Source organism: Pseudomonadota bacterium (assembly GCA_039028935.1).
Taxonomy (GTDB): Bacteria; Pseudomonadota; Gammaproteobacteria; order Steroidobacterales; family SZUA-146; genus SZUA-146.
In genome coordinates, this window is the sequence record JBCCHD010000015.1 from 53,414 (window position 1) to 76,080 (window position 22,667).

General features: G+C 54.6%; 28 protein-coding genes. 5 read left to right on the top strand and 23 right to left on the bottom strand.

Features of this window, described 5'->3' with window-relative positions; genetic code table 11:
• Positions 1-90: 90 nt before the first annotated feature.
• On the bottom strand, positions 91-1,791 hold the full coding sequence (ggt, locus tag AAF465_09205; protein ID MEM7082900.1) for a gamma-glutamyltransferase: 1,701 nt from the start codon (positions 1,789-1,791) through the stop codon (positions 91-93).
• A 146-nt stretch (positions 1,792-1,937) separates the two neighbouring features.
• Positions 1,938-2,378 (bottom strand): hypothetical protein, encoded by a 441-nt coding sequence (locus AAF465_09210; protein ID MEM7082901.1) that lies wholly within the window; start codon positions 2,376-2,378, stop codon positions 1,938-1,940.
• 289 nt (positions 2,379-2,667) lie between these two features.
• Between AAF465_09210 and AAF465_09215 the strand changes: the two genes are divergently transcribed.
• Positions 2,668-2,997: a UrcA family protein gene (locus tag AAF465_09215; GenBank protein ID MEM7082902.1), complete on the top strand. Its 330-nt coding sequence runs from the start codon at positions 2,668-2,670 to the stop codon at positions 2,995-2,997.
• 164 nt (positions 2,998-3,161) lie between these two features.
• Here the strand turns inward: AAF465_09215 and AAF465_09220 are convergent, their stop codons facing one another.
• The 6 genes from AAF465_09220 to AAF465_09245 all read right to left on the bottom strand — a co-directional run bounded on the left by AAF465_09220 (position 3,162) and on the right by AAF465_09245 (position 10,770).
• Positions 3,162-4,355 (bottom strand): acyl-CoA dehydrogenase family protein, encoded by a 1,194-nt coding sequence (locus tag AAF465_09220; protein MEM7082903.1) that lies wholly within the window; start codon positions 4,353-4,355, stop codon positions 3,162-3,164.
• 29 nt (positions 4,356-4,384) lie between these two features.
• A complete protein-coding gene (locus AAF465_09225) occupies positions 4,385-5,197 on the bottom strand; it encodes an enoyl-CoA hydratase/isomerase family protein (GenBank protein MEM7082904.1) in 813 nt (270 codons plus the stop codon).
• Positions 5,198-5,199: 2 nt separating this feature from the next.
• A complete protein-coding gene (locus AAF465_09230) occupies positions 5,200-7,392 on the bottom strand; it encodes a 3-hydroxyacyl-CoA dehydrogenase NAD-binding domain-containing protein (protein ID MEM7082905.1) in 2,193 nt (730 codons plus the stop codon).
• A gap of 13 nt (positions 7,393-7,405) precedes the next feature.
• Positions 7,406-8,614: an acetyl-CoA C-acetyltransferase gene (locus AAF465_09235; GenBank protein ID MEM7082906.1), complete on the bottom strand. Its 1,209-nt coding sequence runs from the start codon at positions 8,612-8,614 to the stop codon at positions 7,406-7,408.
• 18 nt (positions 8,615-8,632) lie between these two features.
• Positions 8,633-9,259 carry a TetR/AcrR family transcriptional regulator gene (locus AAF465_09240; GenBank protein MEM7082907.1) on the bottom strand — a complete coding sequence of 209 codons (627 nt, stop codon included), beginning with the start codon at positions 9,257-9,259 and terminating at the stop codon, positions 8,633-8,635.
• Positions 9,260-9,405: 146 nt separating this feature from the next.
• A complete protein-coding gene (locus AAF465_09245) occupies positions 9,406-10,770 on the bottom strand; it encodes a fasciclin domain-containing protein (GenBank protein ID MEM7082908.1) in 1,365 nt (454 codons plus the stop codon).
• Positions 10,771-11,300: 530 nt separating this feature from the next.
• On the opposite strand from AAF465_09245, the gene AAF465_09250 reads away from it, so the two are divergent.
• The 4 genes from AAF465_09250 to AAF465_09265 all read left to right on the top strand — a co-directional run bounded on the left by AAF465_09250 (position 11,301) and on the right by AAF465_09265 (position 14,668).
• Positions 11,301-11,633, top strand: coding sequence for a helix-turn-helix transcriptional regulator (locus AAF465_09250; GenBank protein MEM7082909.1), 333 nt, complete (start codon positions 11,301-11,303; stop codon positions 11,631-11,633).
• 2 nt (positions 11,634-11,635) lie between these two features.
• A complete protein-coding gene (locus AAF465_09255; GenBank protein ID MEM7082910.1) occupies positions 11,636-12,565 on the top strand; it encodes a hypothetical protein in 930 nt (309 codons plus the stop codon).
• Between the two features lie 161 nt (positions 12,566-12,726).
• The gene (locus tag AAF465_09260) at positions 12,727-13,689 is read left to right on the top strand and encodes a GGDEF domain-containing response regulator (protein MEM7082911.1); all 963 of its coding nucleotides are present in this window, start codon (positions 12,727-12,729) and stop codon (positions 13,687-13,689) included.
• Positions 13,690-13,840: 151 nt separating this feature from the next.
• Positions 13,841-14,668, top strand: a complete 828-nt coding sequence (locus tag AAF465_09265; GenBank protein MEM7082912.1) for a DUF3667 domain-containing protein — start codon at positions 13,841-13,843, stop codon at positions 14,666-14,668.
• 96 nt (positions 14,669-14,764) lie between these two features.
• Here AAF465_09265 and rplQ read toward each other — a convergent pair whose 3' ends face one another.
• The 15 genes from rplQ to rplE form a co-directional block, all read right to left on the bottom strand.
• Positions 14,765-15,163 carry a 50S ribosomal protein L17 gene (gene rplQ, locus AAF465_09270; protein ID MEM7082913.1) on the bottom strand — a complete coding sequence of 133 codons (399 nt, stop codon included), beginning with the start codon at positions 15,161-15,163 and terminating at the stop codon, positions 14,765-14,767.
• A 49-nt stretch (positions 15,164-15,212) separates the two neighbouring features.
• Complete coding sequence (gene rpoA / locus AAF465_09275) at positions 15,213-16,223, bottom strand: DNA-directed RNA polymerase subunit alpha (GenBank protein MEM7082914.1); 1,011 nt, start codon at positions 16,221-16,223, stop codon at positions 15,213-15,215.
• Positions 16,224-16,250: 27 nt separating this feature from the next.
• Complete coding sequence (rpsD, locus tag AAF465_09280) at positions 16,251-16,871, bottom strand: 30S ribosomal protein S4 (GenBank protein ID MEM7082915.1); 621 nt, start codon at positions 16,869-16,871, stop codon at positions 16,251-16,253.
• Between the two features lie 12 nt (positions 16,872-16,883).
• Positions 16,884-17,267 (bottom strand): 30S ribosomal protein S11, encoded by a 384-nt coding sequence (gene rpsK, locus AAF465_09285; protein MEM7082916.1) that lies wholly within the window; start codon positions 17,265-17,267, stop codon positions 16,884-16,886.
• 52 nt (positions 17,268-17,319) lie between these two features.
• Positions 17,320-17,676 carry a 30S ribosomal protein S13 gene (gene rpsM, locus AAF465_09290; protein ID MEM7082917.1) on the bottom strand — a complete coding sequence of 119 codons (357 nt, stop codon included), beginning with the start codon at positions 17,674-17,676 and terminating at the stop codon, positions 17,320-17,322.
• Between the two features lie 43 nt (positions 17,677-17,719).
• A complete protein-coding gene (gene rpmJ / locus AAF465_09295) occupies positions 17,720-17,836 on the bottom strand; it encodes a 50S ribosomal protein L36 (GenBank protein ID MEM7082918.1) in 117 nt (38 codons plus the stop codon).
• A 22-nt stretch (positions 17,837-17,858) separates the two neighbouring features.
• Complete coding sequence (gene secY, locus AAF465_09300) at positions 17,859-19,208, bottom strand: preprotein translocase subunit SecY (protein MEM7082919.1); 1,350 nt, start codon at positions 19,206-19,208, stop codon at positions 17,859-17,861.
• Between the two features lies 1 nt (position 19,209).
• Positions 19,210-19,656, bottom strand: a complete 447-nt coding sequence (gene rplO, locus AAF465_09305; GenBank protein MEM7082920.1) for a 50S ribosomal protein L15 — start codon at positions 19,654-19,656, stop codon at positions 19,210-19,212.
• Position 19,657: 1 nt separating this feature from the next.
• On the bottom strand, positions 19,658-19,846 hold the full coding sequence (gene rpmD, locus AAF465_09310) for a 50S ribosomal protein L30 (GenBank protein MEM7082921.1): 189 nt from the start codon (positions 19,844-19,846) through the stop codon (positions 19,658-19,660).
• Positions 19,847-19,848: 2 nt separating this feature from the next.
• The gene (gene rpsE / locus AAF465_09315) at positions 19,849-20,355 is read right to left on the bottom strand and encodes a 30S ribosomal protein S5 (protein MEM7082922.1); all 507 of its coding nucleotides are present in this window, start codon (positions 20,353-20,355) and stop codon (positions 19,849-19,851) included.
• Between the two features lie 73 nt (positions 20,356-20,428).
• Positions 20,429-20,782, bottom strand: a complete 354-nt coding sequence (rplR, locus tag AAF465_09320) for a 50S ribosomal protein L18 (protein ID MEM7082923.1) — start codon at positions 20,780-20,782, stop codon at positions 20,429-20,431.
• 29 nt (positions 20,783-20,811) lie between these two features.
• Positions 20,812-21,345: a 50S ribosomal protein L6 gene (gene rplF / locus AAF465_09325; protein ID MEM7082924.1), complete on the bottom strand. Its 534-nt coding sequence runs from the start codon at positions 21,343-21,345 to the stop codon at positions 20,812-20,814.
• Between the two features lie 37 nt (positions 21,346-21,382).
• Positions 21,383-21,778 carry a 30S ribosomal protein S8 gene (rpsH, locus tag AAF465_09330; protein MEM7082925.1) on the bottom strand — a complete coding sequence of 132 codons (396 nt, stop codon included), beginning with the start codon at positions 21,776-21,778 and terminating at the stop codon, positions 21,383-21,385.
• 24 nt (positions 21,779-21,802) lie between these two features.
• Positions 21,803-22,108, bottom strand: a complete 306-nt coding sequence (gene rpsN, locus AAF465_09335) for a 30S ribosomal protein S14 (protein ID MEM7082926.1) — start codon at positions 22,106-22,108, stop codon at positions 21,803-21,805.
• 16 nt (positions 22,109-22,124) lie between these two features.
• A complete protein-coding gene (gene rplE / locus AAF465_09340) occupies positions 22,125-22,664 on the bottom strand; it encodes a 50S ribosomal protein L5 (protein MEM7082927.1) in 540 nt (179 codons plus the stop codon).
• Between the last annotated feature and the right edge of the window lie 3 nt (positions 22,665-22,667).

Genomic DNA, 22,667 nt, shown 5'->3' on the forward strand with positions numbered 1-22,667 from the left:
TTGCCCCCCAGGCGAAAGAATCAGGTCTGGTCCCAATCTCTTCTTTATTTTGGCCCAAGGGCAACCTTGGGCTTTTTTTTGCCTGGAACCCTAGTAACCCGCCGCCTGTCCGTCTTTACGCGATTCGGACGCACCCACATACACCCCGTGTTCGGCGTCATACCGAATCGCCTGATAACCGCCATAACCACTGCCACCCACCTTTACCGTGTGACCGCGGCGGCGCAATGCCTTGACCACTTTCGCGTCATAGCCTGTTTCGAGGTTGATACGCCCTCCATCGGTCATGACCTCGCCGGTCGGTTGCGATGATCCTTCGTGGCGCAACCGCGGCGCATCACCGGCAACTTGGGTGTTCATCCCAAAATCGATCATATTGACCAATATTTGCACGTGCCCTTGCGGCTGCATGGCGCCACCCATCAAGCCAAAGCTCATAAACGGTTTACCGTCTTTGGTAACAAACGCCGGTATGATCGTATGAAACGGTCGTTTGGCCGGTTCATAAACATTGAAATGATCGGGATCAAGACTGAACAACTCGCCGCGGTCCTGCAGAACAAACCCGAGTCCCGGCGGGGTCATGCCCGAGCCCATGCCGCGATAATTGCTTTGAATTAGCGACACCATATTGCCGTCTTGATCCGCCGTGGTGAGGTAGATCGTATCCCCTTCCTCCAGCGCGCCATCATAGGCGGGTAACTGTTTTGACGCGCGTTTCATGCTGATACGCGCGCGTTGAGATGCCGCATACTCTTTGGATAACAGTGCATCGATCGGCAACGTATTAAACGCAGGATCGGAGTAAAATTTCGCTCGATCTTCAAAGGCGAGTTTTTTCGCTTCTGTGAGCACATGTAAATAGTCCGCGCTGCCAAAGCCCATATCAGCCAAATCAAAGCCCTCTAAAATATTGAGCATCTGAAGCGCAGCAAGACCTTGGCCATTTGGCGGCAACTCATACACCTCATAGCCGCGATAGTTGGTAGACAGCGGCTCCACCCATTCCGACGTATGATTCGCCAAATCATCTACCGTCAAAAATCCGCCGTTAGCCTGCATGTAATCAGCCATCGTCTGAGCAACGTGGCCTTTGTAGAAGCCATCCCTTCCTTCCTTCGCCAGGATTCGATACGTGTTCGCCAAATCAGGATTCTTAAACACCTGACCCTTCTTTGGCGCCACCCCATTTGGCATAAACACCTCACTAAACCCCGGGAACTTCGACAAGATCGGTACGCTTCGATTCCAGTAGTAGGCAATAAGCTCAGTGACCGGGAATCCATGCTCCGCATAGCGAATTGACGGTTCAAGAATGTCATCCATGGGCAGCTTGCCAAACTTCTCGTGGAGTTCAAACCAGCCGTCCACCGCACCCGGCACGCTCACCGGCAACGGGCCGTGGGACGGAATTTTGTCGAGTCCTTGCTCAATCAAATAATCGAGTGTGAGGGTAGCGGGACTGCGCCCGCTCGCGTTTAGCCCATGAATCGTCTGTGTAGACTGATCCCAAACTATTGCGAACAGATCGCCACCGATGCCATTGCCGGTTGGCTCCATGAGACCCAACGCCGCATTGGCCGCAATGGCCGCATCAACGGCATTGCCACCCGCCTTTAAAATATCGAGCGCCACTTGCGTGGCAAGCGGATGGCTGGTGGCCGCCATGCCGTGTACCGCAATCACCTCGGAACGCGTGGCGAGCGGATCGCCACTGACGCGATCACCGGCCGAAACAGGCGGCACAGCCATCATCCACAGGCAGACGAGCAAAACGGAAAGACGAAGCATGAGATCTCCTTTGTACATGAATGCAACCATCGCCCGTCACAAAAGCACGTATTGGACTGTGGTCTGTCACAGCAACAATCGTAGTGGCGCGCGTCATCAACGCAAAACCGATCGACCGAAGGATGTCGAGCCCGAGGACACGACCACTAACGAACACTACGCCAGGCGATGTCATCCGGTCGACTGTAAAAGTACAGCGCAAAGTATGCCGGCAACGAAATGCACCACGCGATGACATTCGTGACGTAGTATTCGGTGTCGGTCATGCCCGCGCGTAAATCAAGATTCGAAATCCAGTAATACGCGATGCTAAAGGCAATATTGGCCACCAGCGCAATAAGCCAAAACGGCGGCGTCATAATCGGCTTAACGAATGCATGACCAAACAGACCGACGGTGACCGTAAGCCATAACACGATCGAAAAATACTCCGCTAAGCCCGAATGCGGATCAGCGAGCTGGTAGAGGTAGCCCCAAACCGAAAGCGCCGTGATGAATACGAAATAGACTTTCCAGCCGAGTGACCGGGTTCCACCCTGATTTGGATCCAGGGAGGCGTTAGGCGCTTCGTAAGGATTCTGCTCCACATTCGTCCCCGTGCCAAAAAGATCGATTCAACCAACGATCAAACAACGAAAGTTTACCATGCTATTCGCGCGACTGTGCACAGCGACATCTTGCCAACACTCGGCTCCCCATCGACGTGTTTCCACTCCGCAACCTGACCGTTATCGGAATATCGCGCTTCATCGTGCGACGAACCGCTGCGACGAAATGGGTAACGCCATCATCCATAGAGTACAGAACACGACAAAGCGGGCAATCAGACCGCGTCGAATGGGAACCCAGGGAGCTGATGCATTAAGGAGACTGAACATGAACGCAACTCGATCATTCCACTCATTCAAATACGCCGTTATGGCGTTGGTGATCGTCGCCCTTTCGCCACAACTGGCCAATGCCGCGCCGCTGTCCGCCAGCGAATCGGTGCGGTATACCGATCTGAATCTGGACACATCGGCGGGACTCGATGCGCTGTATAAACGCCTAAGCGTAGCAGCCCGGCGAGTGTGCGGCAGTCAAACGGAGTTAAAGCGCGCCGGCTCAATAAAGCAGTTGCGCATTAATCAAACCTGTTTTGATGCGACGTTGGCCCGCGCCCTAGCGGAGGTTAACTACCCGGCGCGCGCGACCGCCAGCCGCTAATGCCACCGAGCGGTGCGCCCTATCGATTGATCGGCCGCGTGTTGGCGTGAGGAAGGTCGCTCACGCCAGGTGCTTGATCTGGGCGCATCGCTCACCCTCAGCGGAGCGCAATCTCAATCTGCACGCATGTCGCACGCATCCTCTCGGTTGGCAGGTGTTGCAAACTAGCCGGTTGCTGCCTTAGCCTGCTTGGCCTCAACGGCCTGTTTCTTACGTGGATCCAGGCCCAACGAGCGGGCAATGATCTCACGCATCACCTCCGACGAACCGGCATAAATTCGGGAGATACGCGCGTCGGTATACATACGCGAAATGTGATATTCATCCATATAGCCTGCACCGCCATGAAGCTGCACGCATTCGTCTACCACACGCCCTTCTAGCTCGCTGCCATAGAGCTTGATGCGGGCCACTTCATCGGCAGTCAGCTGCCCAGCGTTAAATTGCATCACGCAGTGATCGAGCGCAATTTGGGCGACATCAATTTCGGTTCGCATATCGGCCATCTTAAATCGATTTACCTGAAAATCGGCAACGGTCTGCCCAAACAGTTTGCGCTCGGTAATGTAGTCCATCGTCAGATCAAAAGCCGCTTGTGCTGCCGATAGATAACCAATCGCGCCCATCAGTCGCTCGTCGACCAAAAATTGCATAAGGTAATAAAAGCCCTTAGTCGGGTCGCCCAGCACATTTTCTTTGGGTATACGCACGTTGTCGAAAAAGAGCTCAGCCGTATCTTGAGACTTGAGACCCATTTTCTTTAGATTGCGGCCGCGCGAAAACCCCTCCATACCCCGCTCAACCAAAAACAATCCCAGTGATCTCGAGCCGGGGGCGCCGGTGCGCGCAGCAACGATGACAACGTCGCTGAGAATGCCGTTGGAGATATAGGTTTTTTGCCCATTCAGTACAAAGTGATCACCTTGGTCCTCCGCATGAGTTTTAATCGCGGCGACGTCGCTGCCTGTCCCTGGCTCGGTCATGGCAATCGCGAGGATAATTTCGCCTCGGCAGCACCCCGGCAACAGGCGCTGCTTCTGTTCTTCCGTGCCGAGTCCCAAAATATACGGTGCCACCAGTCGGTTATGCAGTCCGTAAAAAAAGCCAGAATCACCGTGCCGAACGCCCTCTTCGGCGAGTATTTGCTCAAAGCGCATGTCATCAATGCCGACGCCACCGTATTTCTCGTCGGCCTGCATGATCAGAAATCCTTGCTCACCCGCCTTGAGATAGAGCTCTCGATCAACGACGCCTGCCTCGCGATACTTGTCCCGATTGGGCTTGACCTCCGCCTCGAAAAAACGCCGCGCCGACTCGCGAAAAATCTCATGCTCTTCTTCAAATATTACTCGCTTCATGCGAACACTCCTCTTGCAATTCCTCTTAACTATCCTTTAAACACCGGCGAACGCTTCTCCAGAAACGCCGCGACGCCCTCGACATTGTCGGGCGACATCAGTAGGTCGACCTGTTCTTCAGCCTCCAAATCAAATGAGGCTTGCCATGTGTTTTGCATGGCAAAGCGCATGACGCGTTTAGTCGCAGCAAGCGTAAGCGGCGCCTGCTTGGACAACGTATGCGCCCACTCTGTGGCCGTGCTCATCAGCGCATCGGCAGGCACGACTTTGTTGACTAGCCCCCACTCTAACGCCAGCGCCGCCGGCATGCGCTGCCCTTCAACGCAGACCTCATACGCTTTTTTATAGCCGAGCCGTCGAGCCAGTTGCCAGTTAATGCCGCCGTCGGCAACAAGTGAAATCGCGGCAAATGGCGACAGTAGATACGCGTCCTCGGACATCACCGCCAGATCGCAATTGAGCGCATAGCCCAGCGCAATGCCGGCCGTCGGACCATTCAGTGCGGCCATGACGGGTTTGTCCATATCGTTGATCAGGCGAATACTCGGCAAATACTCATCCCGAAGCTGATCCTTCACGGTTTGCGAGCCCTCGGGCATGCCGGCCTTTAGGTCAGCGCCTGCACTGAACGCCCGACCGACGCCAGTGAGAATCACGACGCGAATCGCGTCATCGTCCTTGGCCCGCATCAAAGCACCGGCCAATTCAGAGCGCATTAACGTATTAAACGAATTCATGGCATTGGGCCGGTTGAGCGAAACAATCGCGACAGGCCCGTCCACTTCATAGATCACGGTTTCATAGTCAGCCGGGTTGGATTGGCTGATGCTAAATTGGCTCATAACTAGGCTGCCGTCTGGGAGTTGGGTGACGCGTCGAGCGACGTCGGCTCTCGAACTGGATAGTAACGACCATCGGTCGCGGCGAGGGCACGCAGACCGTCTGGCACCGCGAAACGCGATCCATGTTGTGCGGCCAGAGCGTCGCACTCTTTCACAAACTGCGCGGTACCCAGGGTATCAATGTAAGACAATGTGCCGCCGGTATACGGAGGAAAACCCCAACCTAAAATCGAACCGATGTCCCCGTCGGCCGGATGAGAGAGCACACCCTCCTCCAGACAACGCACCGTTTCCAACGCCTGAATATGAAACACGCGCTGTTTGATTGCCTCACACGAAGGCTGTTCAGCGGCTAACGGGAAATGCGTCGAAAGCCCTGGCCAAAGCTTCTTTTTCGCGCCTTGGGGATAGTCGTAAAAGCCATGGCCAAATCGCTTGCCGCGACGGTCAAACTCCTCCACAAACCGTCTGACTACTTCATCCGACGCGGTTGGCGTATACGCGTCGCCGAGATCTTCACGCGTTTGTTTGCCGATATGATAGCCAAGCTCAAGTGACACCTCGTCCATCACCTCCAGCGGCCCGACCGGCATGCCCGCCTGGCGACAGACGTTTTCGATGAGCGCCGCATTCACCCCCTCCGAAAGCAAGATCATGCCTTCGCGTGTGAAGGTGCCAAATACCCGACTTGTGTAAAAACCACGAGAGTCATTTACGACGATCGGTGTTTTTCGAATCTGTTGAATGTAGTCGAGCGCCACCGCCGTTGCGTAATCGTCAGTCTGTTCGCCAAGGATAACTTCAACCAACGGCATCTTGTCGACCGGTGAAAAAAAGTGAATGCCAATGAATTGGCTCGGTCGCGATGATGCTGTCGCCAATCCAGAGATCGGTAACGTTGACGTATTGGACGCAAACACCGCGGTATCCGCAAGCTGCGCCTCGGCCTGCTGGGTAACGTGCGCCTTGATGTCGCGATCCTCAAACACCGCTTCAATCACAAGTTCGCAGCCTTCTAATGCGGCGTAGTCTATGGTGGGCGAAATTCGCGCGAGTAGTGCATCGGCTTTCGAGCGTTGCACCTTGCCGCGAGCAACGGCTTTGTCGCACAACGCGGCTGAATACTGCTTACCGTCCTCGGCTTTTTCAAGCGACGCGTCTAGCAGCACAACCTCCATCCCGGCACGAGCAGAAACATAGGCGATACCGGCCCCCATCATGCCAGCACCCAACACGCCTAGGCGCGTTACACGCGTCTTTTCAACTTGATTTGGGCGCCTCACCAGTTTATCCGCCGCCCCTTTATTAATAAACAGCGTACGGGTCATGTTGCGCGCCACCGGGTCACGCAGCAGCGAAGTAAAGTACTTCGACTCAATATGAAGGCCTGCATCAATGGGCACCACAGAACCCTCATACACACAACTTAAGATCGCGATGGGCGCCGGATAGTTACGCTGCGTTTCTTTGGCCGTCAACGCTGTCCCAATCATGAGCGTCTGCATGGCTTTGGGGTGCATTAACCCCGCCCCACCCGGCACTTTGAAGCCTTTTTTATCCCATGGCGCCACCGGATCGACACGATTCTCACTTAAAGCGGCAATCGCCGACGTAATGAGTAAGTCGGGCGCCACCACTTCGTCCACAAACCCCGCCTCTTTTGCCTGTGCGGCCGAGACATGTTTGCCTTTCACAATGAGCTGAAGCGCCGCTTCAATACCGATCAAGCGAGGTAACCGTTGCGTGCCGCCTGCACCGGGCAGCAAGCCGACTTGCACCTCAGGCAAGCCCAGGCGCAGGCGCGGATCGTCCGCCGCCACTCGATAGTGACAGGCCAGGCACAGTTCAAGCCCGCCGCCAAGGGCCGTACCATTAATCGCCGCCACAAAAGGTTTGCCGCAGGTTTCGATACGGCGATACAGCGTTTGATAACGCATCGCGTTTTGGAACATATCCTCGACCGACAGACCGCTGTCGAAAGAGCCCACTAATTCCATCAGATCCGCGCCGGCAATGAACGATGATTTACCGGACGTGATGATCACGCCGGTTACCGCATCATCTCCTTCGATACGCTCCACCGCCGCAGACAGATCCTGCATGAAGGCGGGTGTGAGCACATTCATACTGCGGTCTTTTACATCAATGGTCAGCAACGCGATGCCGTCGGTGACCGAATAGTCAATGGTCGTCATAACGAGACTCCTGCTATACGCGTTCGATAATGGTAGCGGTGCCCATTCCCGCCCCCACACAAAGATTGATGAGTGCGGTATTGAGATCGCGACGCTCAAGTTCGTCGAGCACGGTACCTAGAATCATCGCGCCCGTGGCGCCCAACGGATGCCCCATCGCAATTGCGCCACCATTCACATTGATTTGGTCGTGAGGAATATTCATGTCACTCATAAATTTCATGACCACCGACGCGAACGCCTCATTGAGCTCAAATAGGTCGATATCGCCTTTGCTCATGCCTGTTCGTTTGAGCACTTTCTCGGCACTCGGAGTGGGTCCAGTGAGCATAATCGTCGGCTCACTGCCCACGGAAGCGAATCCACGAATGCGCGCACGTGGTTTCAGTCCGAGTCGATCTCCTACTTCCTTATTGCCAACCAGGACGGCCGCAGCACCATCCACAATACCGCTGCTGTTGCCGCCCGTGTGTACATGATTGATACGTTCGACCTGTGGATAGCGCTGGATCGCAACCGCGTCGAAACCTGCCTGTTCACCCGGAATTTCAAATGCCGCTTTCAGCCCAGATAAATCCTCTAGGCTGGTGCCCGGTCGCATATGTTCATCCCGATCGAGCACCACGCGTCCCAACTGGTCCGTCACGGGCATAATCGACTGATCAAACCAACCCTGGCTCCAAGCGTGCGCGGCACGCCGCTGACTTTCCACTGCATAGGCATCGACGTCTTCCCGACTGAAGCCCTCAAGTGTTGCGATCAAATCTGCACCGATCCCTTGTGGTGCGAAGTACGTGTCATACGCCACCTTAGGGTCGGCCGCCATCGCACCCGAATCGGACCCCATCGGCACGCGCGACATGCATTCCACGCCGCCGCCAATGCCAAGATCAGACTGACCGGCCATAATCTGAGAGGCGATGGTGTTGACCGCTTCAAGACCGGACGCGCAAAACCGATTGAGCTGCTTACCGGGCACGTTTTGGGCATAGTCCGCGTAAAGTGCAGCCACACGCGCCACGTTGGCTCCTTGCTCACCCACCGGCGTGACGCACCCCATCACCACATCGTCCAAATACTGCGTATCCAGTGCATTGCGATCGCGTACGCTGGCGAGAATTTGCGACGTCAGTTCTAAGGGCGTCGTGGCATGTAAGGCGCCATTGCTTCGGCCTTTGCCGCGCGGGCTACGCACGTGGTCATAAATGTAGGCATCGGTCATGCAAGTCTCCTGTCGAGGTTATTTGCGCACCGCGAGCTCGTCGGCAAGACGCTGCTTGGCGTGTTGCTGCACGCGCGGCCAGTCAAAACTGTCTTTGTCCAGCATCCACAGCAGTCCGATTCCAGAGCTGTACGCAATAAAATGCGCCGCGCTTGCGGCGGCATCGAGTTTGGGATTGATCGTGCCCGCTTCCTGCCCCTGATGAATCCAGCTCTGAAGCTGTTTGGCCTGACGTTGTTTGACGCGACACACAATGTCTTTGAGTTCGGAGTCGGGCTCGCACGCTTGTTGGCTTAGAATGTTCATCGCGCGGATGTCGTCGGGAGACTCGCGCACAAACGCGTAGTAGGCATCGGCACAGGCCATCAGGGCATCGGCACCCGTCGCATCGGCCACCTGCGCTTCCAGTGTGCGCGCCCATCGCTCCGAGACTTGCTTGATCACCGCTTTGAACAACCCGGCTTTCGTACCAAAGCGATAGGTGACATGACCGCGGCTGTAACCCGAGGCGTCACCCAGCGCTTTAAGCGTCGCGCCGTTGGTGCCGACGTCGACAATTAGACGAATTGCTGCATCAATAAGGCGCTGGTCCGACAGCGCGGAGCGCTCGTCTTGAGTCAGTCGACGCGAAGGTTTTGCAGGCATGCTGGCACTCTACAAGCTTTCCTTGTCGCCAGCAAGTTTTTGCCTTGTTCATGCGCTGGCCCACAAGCTCAGCGGGATTCGCGGGGATAAAAAAAGGCCACAGCCCAGGCAGGCTGTGGCCACTCCAGACCAGAGGTCCGGTTCAATCAATGCGAGGGGGGAACCAACACCGCATCAATGACATGGATGACACCGTTCTGTGTAACGATGTCTTTGACGATGATCTGCGCATCGTTGATAAAGATCTCGCCTTCTTCAAGACCCACATTCACGCGATCCCAATTGAGCATGCGAATGCCGCGAACCGTACTTCGAAGCACACGGTCCGATTTCTTCGGCCAGGCGCTCACGTGATAGAGCAATACGTCAGTCAGCGCGCGTGGATTGGCCAGCAGTTCGTTAATCGTGTCCTGTCCTAGCGCTTCAAATGCAGCATCCGTCGGCGCGAACACGGTGAACCGGTAGTGCGGGTTGGCCAACACATGGTCAAGCCCGGTGGCTTGTAATGCGGTAACGAGCGTTGTGAACGAACCGGCTTCGACCGCCACATCGACAATCGTGCCGTCAACGACTTCATCGGTGATCGGCAACAAAACGCGGTCGATCACGTGAATAATGCCGTTGCTCGTCTGAATGTCCTGGGCCACCACCAATGATTGGTTGATATACAAACCCTCATCGGTAATGTTGGTAATAACGCGGTCATGGTTGAGCGCGCGTAACGAACGACTCGAGCGACGCAGCAGGTTGCTGGACGGACGCTCCGAGCCCAGCACGTGGTAAAGCAGAATATCGCTGAGCGTGTCAGGGTCGTTCAACAGGGCACCGATCGTGTCGGCACCCAACGCGTCAAACGCCGCGTCGGTTGGTGCGAACACCGTAAAGGTACCGTCGGGATTGGCGAGCGCCTGATCCAGACCTGTGGCTTCCAGCGCTGCCACCAATGTCGTGAAGCTACCGGCTTCCACCGCCGTCTCAACGATGTTCAATGTGGGGCCAGGCACCTCTTCCGGTGGAATCAGTACTTGGTCGATGACGTGAATGATGCCATTGGTCGTGCGAATGTTACGCACAATAACCTCGGAATCGTTGAGGAACAGATCATGGCCCACAACGCTAACGTCGATCCGATCGCCATTGAGCGCCTTGACCGTCCGCCCATTGCGCCGCTCAAGCTGGCGAGCCGATTTCTTCCGATCAAGCACGTGATACAGCAGGATATCGCTCAGTGTCTCTGTGTCATCGAGCAGCGCAATGATGGTGTCTTTACCCAGCGCCTTAAAGGCCGCATCGGTCGGCGCAAATACGGTGAAATTCGCGTGCTCATCCGCAAGCGCCGCGTCTAATCCCGTGGCTTCCAAAGTGGCGACGAGCAAATTAAAATCGTCGCTGGCAACCGCCGTTTCGACAATGTTCAAAGTAGGATGCTGGGCCTTTGCGGGCACCGTCAGTAGAGCAGCGCTCAACAGCGCGAGCGCAACGAGGCGCAAATGTCGGACTAGCGATTGCATGTTACTTTCCTCCCAAACTTTTATTCTAGTGAGGCGAAAATAACTAGCCGACCCTCATTTGTTTGTGAGATCAAGGTGAATTCCGGGTGAATGGGTGAAATCGATCTGCAAGCGGCGACCAAGGTCTTTGGAATACCCATGGCTCTTGCCGTAGGTGCCGGTCTCCTTACACGGTGAATGCCTGTCCTGTTACTGCTGTCCCGCAACACGTGTCATGCAACGTGCAAGTGGGTGCCTATCCCTAAACATGGTCCCCAACGGCGGTTACTCCGTTCCCGCAACACGTGTCCCGCGACGTGCAAGTGAGTACCGGTTCGGAGACGTTCTTTCCCGAAACGTGCGGCAACGTGTCATGCCGAATCGGCTGAATGGCCCGTCCTCCGCATGGCGATTGAATCCGTCACGGCCTCCGTGCCCACTCTTTATTGTCCGGTCGGACGGACACCCGGGTGACATCGTGTACTCGAATTGGTTTGACAATTACCTGTGTATCACATAGTATGCATCACATACTATATGGGACATAGAGCATGTCATCGGAAACACTTGAAAAACTCATTCATGAAACCCGCCGAGGCGTACTGGTGCTTGCTGTACTGGGTGTATTACGTACCGAACACTATGGTTACTCACTCGGTAAAGCCCTGAACTTTATGGGTATTTCAATTGATGAAGGCACGCTTTACCCGCTCATCAGACGCTTAGAAAAGCAAGGTCTACTCACCAGCGAGTGGCGTGAAGAAAACAAGCGACGTAAACGCTTCTATGTTCTATCCAGCGAAGGCCATCGCGTATTCCGCGGGCTCCGTCAGGAATGGCTGGAACTGAATACCTGCGTGATTAGCGCCATTGAGGAGGACTGACCATGTCGTTGACCGATCACTATTTATACGAGGTGGGTCGCTATCTGCCTGACGCCCAAAAATCCGACATTTTGGCTGAGCTTCGCAGTGCGCTGGAGGACGAAATCAGCGAATTCGGCCCCGCTCCCAATCGCGAGCAGATCGAATCCGTGCTCGATCGTCGTGGCCATCCGCAAAAAGTGGCCGAAGCGTATTCGGAGCCCCGTTATCTTATCGGTCCCGAGCTCTTCCCAGCGTTTGTCCAAACACTATCAACCGTACTCACCGTAACCATTGTAATTGTGGTGTCTCTTCAGCTCCTCACATGGGTGACCAGCGGCTTTACCACCGGGTTTTGGTCGCTGTTTGGCAATGTGCTGAGCCTCGGCGGCTGGCTTGTCGCAGCGATTGTGATTGGATTTGCCGTGCTTGAGCAGTATGGGGAGCGTCTCGATTGGTATGACAATTGGTCGGCTGCCACGCTACGTGACGCTCCGCCTGCGCCGGTCAACCGAAGCGACGTCATGACTAATCTGATCACAGAGGGTGTGTTTTTATTGTGGTGGAATGGCGCCCTGGCGCTGCAAAACTGGTTCCCCGCCCTGGGCAGTGAGTTTACGATTTCACTGTCCAGCGCCTGGGCGCCACTCTACTGGCCGCTCAATATCATCGCAGGAGCGGCGTTTGTGCTCCACGCCACAACGCTGGTTAAGCGTGCCTGGACGCGCCGCGCCCTCGGCATAGAACTGTTGCTGTGTGTCGCTGCCCTGCTCGCCTGCGTTTATTTGATCGCGCAGCCCGTGCTGCTATCGATCGACGGACTCGTCGAGGGAAGCGCGTTACTTGAACGTAGCCTGCGCGTTACGTTGATGATCATTGCCGCCATTATCACCTGGGATTGCTGGCAGGCGATTCGCTTGATTCGTTCGCCTGCCACGGCCTTGTCGGACTAACGCTCACCCGATAAAACGGCCCTTTGTTTTGCGCGCTGCGACAATGTTGAGTCGGAAAAATGGCGGAATGTAAACAAGGGTAAATGCAATCCGCGGATGGCTTGCTGTGAACAGTGAATATGCAATAGTCGAGTATTGCCGTATTCGCTCTACTTTCCATCATGCCTTCACCCGTAAAACTGCTGATCATCGATGACGACCCGGAATATCTTGATCTACTGGTCGCACTGCTCGCTAACTATTCAACGCAGTTTCAGGTTGATACCGCGAGCAGTTTTGAGGATGGTCGGCAATCCATCGCTCTCAACGAGCATGATATTTATGTCTCTGACTACAGTCTCGACAATCGTCACACGGGATTGGAGTATCTTGCCTACGCGACCGAACAACGTAAGCCGCTGATTGTGATCACCGCCGATGACCGAACAATCATCGGCGACACGGCGATTCGCTCAGGCGCTTGTGATTTTGTCATGAAACAAGAAATTACGGCGCCCCTGTTATTTCGAATTCTGCGTAATTCACTCGAGCGACATCAGCGCTTGATGGACATCGTTGCGCATCAGGAAAAGCTAGCCGCCCAACTATCGGTCGACCCTCTTACCGGTCTGGCAACGCGTGCGCACATACGGCATCAAGTTGAATCGTCTTTAATGCAATCAAGAAGCTCAACCGGCGCGTTGCTGTACATCGATTTAGATGGATTCAAGCCAGTCAATGATCGATACGGGCACGCGGCAGGCGATCAAATACTGCAGCTCGTTGCACAGCGCTTTATCGCCAACGTTCACGCTCACGATATCGTAGCTCGCTTGGGCGGCGATGAGTTTCTCATTTATCTCAACACCGTCGAAAACGGCGAAGCATTTGAACACACCGTGAAACGGATCGCCGGACAGCTTCTCATCGAACTTGCCCATCCCTATTCTGTTGTTCCGCCTGCTCAATCGACGAGTATTCGTCTGCACATCAGCGCGAGCATCGGTATCATTCATACACCTCATCAGAATCGTACGTATCGAGAACTCTTGCACTGCGCGGACTTAGCCATGTACGAAGCAAAATCGGCGGGCCGCAATCAATACAAAGTGTTCACCGAGGATCTCCTCTCTCGCCCGGCATAACGACGGACTCGCCAAATCGCGTTACTTCCAAGCCGATCGGCCGCAGGGTATTTCGCGTTTGGGCGCACAACGATCTCAATGTCGTTTTGCGTAAACCACCACACTAGCCAATAATAGGTTTCTCATTCGGTTATCGTGACAATCGCTATTGATGTTGTGTCAAAACTGCAGTGCCGAGCTCGATGAAACCCATGCCTATTGCCCAGCGTGTGGTCAGGAGGTCGCCGAGGGGCGCGACCGCAGCGTCATGCACTTGCTCCGCTCTGGCTTCGTTGAATTGACGTCGGTCGACAGCCGACTATGGCGCTCGCTCGGCACCCTTTTTTTTCGGCCCGGCACACTGTCATCGGCGTATCGCACCGGGCGCCGACGATACTATTTGTCTCCCATCGGCCTTTTCTTACTTGGAAACCTACTGTATTTCTTAGCACCGCCGCTTTCTGATTTGCAGCTGTCGCTGACCGAGCAATATGAACTTCAGCCATATCGGGCACTGGTGATTGAATGGGTGGATTGCTATCTGGCCAAAGGGGACCTCTCTTTTGCCGACATTGAACGCCACTACGAGCTCAAAGTCGCTGAGCTTGCGAAGCTAATGGTCATTTTGCATGTGCCCTTGATGGCAATGTTTACGCAGCTGCTCTTTATCGACCGACGACTGTATTACGCCGATCACGTAGTCGTAGCGCTTCACTACTTCGCGTTTATTATGATTTACCTCATAGCGATGAGTTCGATATTCAGCTTGATCTTTTGGCTCTTACCGGATGACTGGAAGACACGTATACCGAACCTTAGCCCGGTCATTTTGGCCGTGCTGTTTGTCTATGCGACCCCCATGCTGAAGCGCGGGATGGGCGTGTCGTGGTGGAGGGCGATTGTAACCACGCCACTGTTTATCATCGCTTTCTTTTTCGCACACTTTGCCTACCGATTATTGCAGTTTGTGATTGGATTTTCGCTTGTAACAATCGCCTGACGATCGCTTTCATCCCGCGAGGCAACAGCGGTTTTGCCAACAAAAAGCAAAAAAAAACCGGCGCATGGCCGGCTTTTAAAGGACTATCAAGATTGGTTACTCGTCGTCGTCGTCATCATCGAAATCATCGGATACAACCACGCGATCCACGAGCTGTACCAATGCCATGGGTGCGGCGTCGCCTGGGCGCTCACCCATCCGAAGAATTCGCAAATAGCCGCCTGGGCGCTCTTTGAAATGAGGGCCCAACTCATTGAACAGCTTGCCCACCGCTTCTTTGCTGCGCAAACGATCAAACGCGCGACGACGGTTTGCCACGCTATCGGTCTTGGCCATAGTGATCAGCGGCTCAATATATCGACGCAGTTCTTTGGCTTTGGGTAGCGTCGTGCGTATGGTCTCGTGTTTTATAATTGACGCGGTCATGTTACGAAACATGGCACGACGATGGCTGCTATTTCGATTAAGCTGCCGTCCGGATTGACGATGTCGCATGTCGGTATTCCTAAAATTCTTTCTTTAACAGTTTGCCGTTCTAGCCTATCTAGATAATGGCGGATTCGTGGCTCGCTTCGCCGCGTAGTTGCGGTGGCGGCCAGTTGTCGAGCATGGTGCCAAGCGCCAAGCCGTGCTGAGCGAGAATCTCTTTGATTTCGGTCAGGGACTTTTTGCCGAGGTTTGGCGTTCGAAGCAATTCCACTTCGGTACGCTGCACCAAGTCGCCGATATAGTTGATGCTCTCCGCTTTCAAGCAGTTTGCCGAACGCACGGTGAGCTCCAAATCGTCGACGGGTCGAAGCAAAATGGGATCGACGTGCGTTTCAGCCATGGCTGCGGCGGTCTCATCGGCGCCACGCAGGTCGACAAATACAGATAGCTGATCCTTGAGGATATTGCCGGCAAATCGAATCGCCTCTTCGGGATCGATCGTGCCGTTGGTCTCCAAATCGATGAGCAACTTATCCAAGTCCGTGCGCTGTTCAACACGCGCCGCTTCCACGGTGTAGCTTACGCGGCGAATCGGACTGAACGACGCATCGAGCTGCAATCGGCCGATTGGGCCAGAAATTTCCTCGAAGCGGTTGCGCTGAGCGGCGGGCTGGTAGCCGCGACCCCGAATCACCTTAAGGTTCATGTTTAGCTGACCATCGGCGTTGATGTTCGCAATCACCAGGTCGGGGTTCATCACTTCGATGTCATGATCCGATGCAATGTCGCCCGCCGTCACCACCGCTGGCCCTTTCTTCGACAGGGTAAGGTAGGCTTCGTCACGCGAATGCATCTTCAGCGCCACGGTTTTCAAATTGAGGAGAATCTCAACCACGTCTTCCTGCACGCCTTCGATATGCGTGTACTCATGGAGCACACCGTCGATTTCGGCCTCCACAATGGCGCACCCTGACATCGAAGACAGCAGTACGCGACGCAGGGCGTTACCCAGCGTATGGCCAAAGCCACGCTCAAACGGCTCGATCGTGACGCGCGCCTGAGTGTTGGTAATCGGCTGGACTTTCACCACCCGTGGCTTCAAAAATTCGGATACGGAACCTGTCATGAAGGTAACCCCTTACGCTAAAACGTATTACTTGGAATAAAGCTCGACCACCAGGTTTTCGTTGATATCGGGCAGGATATCGTCACGCTGGGGAATCGATTTAAACGTACCGCTCAGTGCTTTCTCGTCCACTTCCACCCAGTCAGGTCGCCCGACCTGGGAAGCAATGTCCATTGCTGACTGAATACGCGCCTGCTTCTTGGCCTTTTCACGAACTGACACGACATCGCCAGCCGCCACCTGATAAGACGGAATATTGACCAAGGAGCCGTTAACGTCGATACCTTTATGGCTCACGAGCTGACGTGCAGCCGCACGAGTCGAGGCGTAGCCCATCCGGTAAACAACATTGTCAAGACGACATTCAAGCTGCTCCAGCAACAACTCACCGGTTGATCCTTTGCGGCGAGCGGCAGTTTTGTAGTAATTGCGGAACTGCTTTTCCAGTACGCCATACATACGACGCAGCTTTTGCTTTTCGCGCAACTGCAGCCCGTAATCAGACGTGCGTGGACGACGCTGGCCAGCACCGCCGGGAGGCACTTCCAATTTGCACTTGGAGTCCAAAGGGCGCACGCCACTCTTGAGGAACAAATCGGTTCCTTCGCGTCGCGACAGCTTGCATGTGGGTCCTAAGTATCTAGCCATGGTGATTCTCCGTTAGACCCGACGTTTTTTCGGCGGACGACAGCCGTTGTGTGGGATCGGGGTAACATCTTCAATATTGGTAATTCGAAAACCGGCTGCATTCAGCGCGCGCACGGCTGACTCTCGACCAGGGCCGGGTCCCTTGACGCGCACTTCCATATTTTTAACACCAAAATCCTTCACCACGTTGCCGGCTTTTTCAGCGGCAACCTGTGCAGCGAACGGCGTGCTCTTACGCGATCCGCGAAAACCACAGCCGCCGGCGGTCGCCCAAGACAGCGCATTGCCTTGACGATCGGTGATCGTGATGATGGTGTTATTGAACGAAGCATGCACGTGCGCAATCGCGTCAACGATATGCTTCTTCACTTTCTTTTTACGAACTGGATCAGCCATGTTTCTTACTCGTTAATAAATTCAGGTGCGGTGTTGGTGTTGAGCCGCTGTGTTACTTACGTACCAGACGCCGTGGGCCCTTGCGGGTTCGCGCATTGGTTCGACTGCGCTGACCGCGGACCGGCAAACCACGACGATGACGGATACCGCGATACGTGCCGAGGTCCATCAGACGCTTGATATTCATCGCCGTCTCTCGGCGCAAATCGCCCTCAACGGTAAATGCCGCAACCGCATTTCGAATCTTCTCGACTTCGGGTTCCGATAGATCCTTGACCTTCGTCGAAGGCTCCACATTGGATGCGGCGCAAATCATGCGAGCACGTGTGGTGCCGATACCAAATACGTGCGTCAAACCGATAACGATATGTTTGTTTAAGGGAATGTTTATCCCAGCGATTCGGGCCATCTCAGCCGTCTCCCACTAATCTAATAAAAACGCGTTGCTGATCTCAGCCCTGCGGCAGCTTGTGGCGTCTGTCTATATCACAGATCACCCGAAGCACACCGTTACGGCGGATTACCTTGCAGTCGCGACTACTTGTCTTAATCGATGCGCGCACTTTCATCGCACTTATCCTCAATGCCAGACTAGCGAGTCGAACCGGAGCGGCCGTAGCCTTTCAGGTTCGCCTTCTTCGCCAGGCCTTGATACTGAGTGGTCATCAGATGGGCGGCGAGCTGCGCGCGAAAGTCCATCACAACGACCACGATAATCAGCAGTGATGTGCCACCGAAATAGAACGGCACGTTAAACTGCAGAATCATAAATTCGGGCAGCAAACACACCGCCGTTACGTACAGCGCGCCCCAAAACGTCAGTCGCGTCAGTACCGTATCGAGGTACTCGCCCGTCTTACGCCCCGGGCGGATACCCGGAATAAAGGCACCCGAGCGTTTCAGGTTATCGGCCGTCTCTTTAGTGTTCATCTGCAACGCCGTATAGAAGAAGCAGAAGAAAATAATCAGTGCCGCATACATGATGATGTAGAGCGGCTTACCGGGGCCGATCTGGTTCGCCACATCTTGCAGCCAACCAAACTCCTCGCTCGATCCAAACCAACCGGCGATCGTCACGGGAAGCAAAATAATACTCGAGGCAAAAATCGGCGGAATCACCCCGGCGCTATTTAGCTTGTAGGGCAGATGCTGTGTCGGTGTCTGATAGACGCGCCTGCCCTGCTGTCGCTTTGCATAGTTTACTGCGATGCGCCGTTGACCCATCTCCATGAAGACCACGAAGTAAAGCACACCGATCACCAATACGAGCAGCAAAATTGCAATCACGGGCGACAGTTCGCCTTTGTTCACCAGGTCGATCGAACCGCCGATCGCGCTTGGCAATCCGGCAATAATACCGGCCAGAATCAGAATACTTATGCCGTTACCAATTCCACGTTCAGTGATCTGCTCACCGAGCCACATCAGGAACATGGTACCGGCCACTAATGTGGTTGCCGCGAGAAAGACAAATGAGGGGCCCGGATTCAATACCACGCCCTGCTGATTTTGCATCGCCACCGACACACCAATCGACTGGAACGTAGCCAATGCCAATGTACCGTACCGGGTGTATTTGGTGATCTTGCGACGTCCGCTTTCACCCTCTTTCCGCAATTCTTGGAAGGTGGGCACCACGAAGGTCAAAATCTGCATGATGATCGAGGCGGAGATGTACGGCATCACCCCGAGGGCAAATATACTCAGTCGCTCAAGCGCGCCCCCCGAGAACATGACGAGCACGTCAACCATGGACCCGGCACCATCGTTACGGGCAAACAGCTGCTCGAGCGCCAGCGGGTCAATTCCGGGCACAGGAATATAGGTGCCGATTCGGTAAACCACCAACGCCAGTACCAAAAACCAGATACGACGCTTGAGTTCCCCGAACTTCGAACCTTCGTTCGCGAGTCCTTTTACCGCTTGGGCTGAGCTTGCCACGTTAGTCTTCCACCTTGCCGCCCGCTGCTTCGATTGCAGCGCGCGCGCCTTTCGTTGCTTTAATACCTTTGATCGTGACCGCCTCGGTAATGTCACCCGATAAAATCACTTTCACGCTTTGTGTGTTTTTGGCGACCAAATTGGCTTTTTTCAAGGCATCGAGATCAACCACGCCGTTTTCGGCGTGTTTCACCGCTATAGCCAGCTCTTGCAGGCGAATTTCGCCCACATAACGACCTTTGCGCGAGCTGAACCCGACCTTTGGCAAACGACGCTGCAGCGGCATTTGACCGCCCTCGAAACCGACCTTGTGGAATCCGCCTGAGCGAGACTTTTGGCCCTTCTGGCCGCGCGCGCAGGTCTTCCCGATACCGGAACCTTCGCCGCGACCGACGCGTTTAACCGGATTCCGGCTACCTTTGGCCGGCGATAATTCGTTCAGGCGCATCTTAGACGTCCTCAATTTTCAACAGGTACGACACTTGGTTGATCATGCCGCGGTTCTGCGGTGTATCTTCCACTTCGACCGTGTGATGCATACGGCGCAAACCCAGACCACGAATGCTGGCCTTGTGGTTTTTGAGCCGACCGGATTGACTCTTGATCAGAGTCACTCTGATTTTTTTCGTGTCGCTCATAATTAGCTCACAATATCTTCAACAGACTTGCCGCGTTTCGCCGCAATCGACTGGGGTGATTTAATACTGCTCAGGCCGTTGATCGTGGCACGCACCAGGTTGATCGGGTTGCGCGATCCATAACTCTTCGCCAACACGTTTCGAACACCCGCGCACTCGAACACCGCGCGCATGGCGCCGCCCGCGATCACGCCCGTACCATCAGAGGCGGGCTGCATGTACACCTTCGTCGCACCATGGCGACCTTTGGTGGAGTACTGCAAGGTTTCCTCGTTGAGGTGCACCTTCATGAGATTTTTGCGAGCCGCCTGCATAGCTTTTTGAATTGCAACCGGCACTTCGCGCGCTTTGCCATAGCCAAAGCCCACTCGCCCATTGCCGTCACCAACAACAGTAAGTGCGGTGAAACCAAATTGACGACCACCCTTGACCACTTTGGCAACGCGATTTACCGCGACCAGTTTTTCAAGCAGATCATCGCCTGCGCTATTGTTGTCGTGTTTAGCCATTTATATCGACCTTAATTTTGGGCTCTGCCCACTTAAACCTGTTGATTTGGCTTTCTAACCAAATCGACTGAAATCAAAACTCCAGACCGCCTTCGCGGGCTGCCTCGGCGAGCGCCTTGACGCGACCATGGTACCGAAAACCAGACCGATCAAATGCCAGCTGCTTGACCCCCGCTTCAATTGCGCGTGCGGCAATCGCACTACCCACTGATTTGGCTGCCTCGATGTTGCCGGTGCTCTTCAAATCACCACGCACATCTTTCTGTACCGTGGAGGCCGCTGCCACCACCTTGTCGCCTGTCGGCGCAATCACCTGAGCATAGATATGTTGCGACGTGCGAAACACGCTGAGGCGGTGAACGCCCAACTCGCGCATTTTGGCACGCGGTTTGCGGGCCCGGCGTAAACGTGATTGTTTCTTGTCCATAGTAATTCCTAAAACTCGTTGTAGCCCGATTACTTCTTCTTGGCTTCTTTCAAAATGACGCGCTCATCGGCGTATCGCACACCTTTACCTTTGTACGGCTCAGGCGGTCGGAACGCGCGGATCTCTGCCGCTACTTGGCCCAGCCGCTGCTTATCGGCGCTCTTCAGTACGATCTCGGTTTGACTCGGCGTCTCAACGGAGACGTTATCCGATACTTCGTATACCACCGGATGCGAAAATCCGAGCGTGAGATTGAGTTTTTGGCCTTGCGCTTGAGCACGATAACCCACGCCAACCAGATTCAAGCGACGCTCGAAGCCGTCACTAACGCCTACGGCCATGTTGTTCAGCAGCGAACGCATAGTGCCCGCAATGGCCACGCCTTGCTTGCCACCGCCAGCAGCGCGCACCGTGAGCTGATCACCGTCTTGCTCGACTTCCACATTGGGATGAAGATCCAAGGACAGTGAATTTTTGCCGTTCTTAATCGTTACGGTGCGGCCTGCCACCGAGTACTCGGTGCCTTTTGGCAGCACAACGGGTTGTTTTGCAATTCTGGACATATCGGTTTCCGTAATTCTCTAGCGTGTTGTCGGCGCATTAGCTGACCAGACACAACACCTCGCCACCCTGGTTATTTGCACGCGCCTGACGATCGGTCATAACGCCTTGCGAGGTCGACACGATGGCCACACCCAAACCGCCTAACACCTGAGGGAGATCATCGCTGCTCTTATAGATTCGCAGTCCTGGTCGGCTCACTCGCTTGATTCGATCGATCACCGGTTGACCCTCAAAATACTTGAGACTCACCTTTAATTCGGCTTTGCTGCCGTCGGCCTCAACCGCGTAGTCTTGGATGTAGCCTTCGGTTTTAAGCACTTCACAGATGGCCACTTTCTTCTTTGAAGAAGGCATGGCAACCGCGACTTTCCGCGCTTTTTGGCCGTTACGAATGCGGGTCAGCAGGTCCGCAATGGGATCAGTCATACTCATGAATGTTTCCTCTGTTCTCTTCGCTTACCAGCTTGCTTTACGCAGGCCGGGAATCTCACCATTCATGGTGGACTTTCTCAGCATGTTGCGGCTGAGACCAAACTTACGGTAGTAACCGTGGGGACGTCCCGAGATGCTGCACCGGTTGCGCTGTCGAGACGGACTCGAGTCACGCGGCAGTTTCGACAGGGCGACGACCGCGGCCTCTACCGCTTCATCGTCACTGTGGACCGACTTAATAATGGCCTTGAGCTCGTCGCGCTTGGCTTTGTACTTGTTTGCCAGTTTCTCGCGCTTGCGCTCACGCATCAGCATTGATTTCTTAGCCATTCAGGCAATCCTCACGTTATTTCTTAAAAGGAAAGTTAAACGCTGTCAGCAGCGCTCGACCTTCGTCATCGTTACGAGCCGTTGTGGTGATGGCGATATCCATACCGCGAATAGCATCCACCTGATCAAAATCCACTTCCGGGAAAATGATTTGCTCTTTGATTCCCATGTTGTAGTTGCCGCGGCCATCAAATGCTTTGGATGACAAACCACGGAAATCGCGTTCACGAGGAATCGAAATATTCACCAGACGATCAAGGAACTCGTACATGCGTTCACGGCGCAGCGTAACCTTGCAACCGATCGGATAACCGTCACGAATCTTAAACGACGCCACCGACTTCCGTGCGGGTCGCATCAGCGGCTTCTGACCACTGATTTTCGCCATGTCGTTCATGGCATGCTCCATGACTTTCTTATCCGCTACCGCCTCGCCAACACCCATATTGAGTGTGATTTTGGTAATGCGCGGCACTTCCATAATATTGTCGAGACCCAGCTCTTCTTTCAGCTTGGGCACAACGGTTTCTTTGTAATACGTTTGCAACCTGCTCATCGT

Bases quoted from the DNA above. Each gene is read 5' to 3' on its own strand.
- rplE (MEM7082927.1), bottom strand. From the start codon at position 22,664: ATGAGCAGGTTGCAAACGTATTACAAAGAAACCGTTGTGCCCAAGCTG.
- AAF465_09230 (MEM7082905.1), bottom strand. From the start codon at position 7,392: ATGACGACCATTGACTATTCGGTCACCGACGGCATCGCGTTGCTGACC.
- rpmD (MEM7082921.1), bottom strand. From the start codon at position 19,846: ATGAGCGACACGAAAAAAATCAGAGTGACTCTGATCAAGAGTCAATCC.
- rplQ (MEM7082913.1), bottom strand. From the start codon at position 15,163: ATGCGACATCGTCAATCCGGACGGCAGCTTAATCGAAATAGCAGCCAT.
- rplR (MEM7082923.1), bottom strand. From the start codon at position 20,782: ATGGACAAGAAACAATCACGTTTACGCCGGGCCCGCAAACCGCGTGCC.
- AAF465_09265 (MEM7082912.1), top strand. From the start codon at position 13,841: ATGTTGTGTCAAAACTGCAGTGCCGAGCTCGATGAAACCCATGCCTAT.
- rpsH (MEM7082925.1), bottom strand. From the start codon at position 21,778: ATGAGTATGACTGATCCCATTGCGGACCTGCTGACCCGCATTCGTAAC.
- ggt (MEM7082900.1), bottom strand. From the start codon at position 1,791: ATGCTTCGTCTTTCCGTTTTGCTCGTCTGCCTGTGGATGATGGCTGTG.
- rpsD (MEM7082915.1), bottom strand. From the start codon at position 16,871: ATGGCTAGATACTTAGGACCCACATGCAAGCTGTCGCGACGCGAAGGA.
- rpsK (MEM7082916.1), bottom strand. From the start codon at position 17,267: ATGGCTGATCCAGTTCGTAAAAAGAAAGTGAAGAAGCATATCGTTGAC.
- AAF465_09240 (MEM7082907.1), bottom strand. From the start codon at position 9,259: ATGCCTGCAAAACCTTCGCGTCGACTGACTCAAGACGAGCGCTCCGCG.
- AAF465_09220 (MEM7082903.1), bottom strand. From the start codon at position 4,355: ATGAAGCGAGTAATATTTGAAGAAGAGCATGAGATTTTTCGCGAGTCG.
- AAF465_09255 (MEM7082910.1), top strand. From the start codon at position 11,636: ATGTCGTTGACCGATCACTATTTATACGAGGTGGGTCGCTATCTGCCT.
- AAF465_09235 (MEM7082906.1), bottom strand. From the start codon at position 8,614: ATGACCGATGCCTACATTTATGACCACGTGCGTAGCCCGCGCGGCAAA.
- rplO (MEM7082920.1), bottom strand. From the start codon at position 19,656: ATGCGCCTGAACGAATTATCGCCGGCCAAAGGTAGCCGGAATCCGGTT.
- AAF465_09245 (MEM7082908.1), bottom strand. From the start codon at position 10,770: ATGCAATCGCTAGTCCGACATTTGCGCCTCGTTGCGCTCGCGCTGTTG.
- rplF (MEM7082924.1), bottom strand. From the start codon at position 21,345: ATGTCCAGAATTGCAAAACAACCCGTTGTGCTGCCAAAAGGCACCGAG.
- rpoA (MEM7082914.1), bottom strand. From the start codon at position 16,223: ATGACAGGTTCCGTATCCGAATTTTTGAAGCCACGGGTGGTGAAAGTC.
- AAF465_09250 (MEM7082909.1), top strand. From the start codon at position 11,301: ATGTCATCGGAAACACTTGAAAAACTCATTCATGAAACCCGCCGAGGC.
- rpsM (MEM7082917.1), bottom strand. From the start codon at position 17,676: ATGGCCCGAATCGCTGGGATAAACATTCCCTTAAACAAACATATCGTT.
- AAF465_09225 (MEM7082904.1), bottom strand. From the start codon at position 5,197: ATGAGCCAATTTAGCATCAGCCAATCCAACCCGGCTGACTATGAAACC.
- rpmJ (MEM7082918.1), bottom strand. From the start codon at position 17,836: ATGAAAGTGCGCGCATCGATTAAGACAAGTAGTCGCGACTGCAAGGTA.
- AAF465_09260 (MEM7082911.1), top strand. From the start codon at position 12,727: ATGCCTTCACCCGTAAAACTGCTGATCATCGATGACGACCCGGAATAT.
- AAF465_09215 (MEM7082902.1), top strand. From the start codon at position 2,668: ATGAACGCAACTCGATCATTCCACTCATTCAAATACGCCGTTATGGCG.
- rpsE (MEM7082922.1), bottom strand. From the start codon at position 20,355: ATGGCTAAACACGACAACAATAGCGCAGGCGATGATCTGCTTGAAAAA.
- rpsN (MEM7082926.1), bottom strand. From the start codon at position 22,108: ATGGCTAAGAAATCAATGCTGATGCGTGAGCGCAAGCGCGAGAAACTG.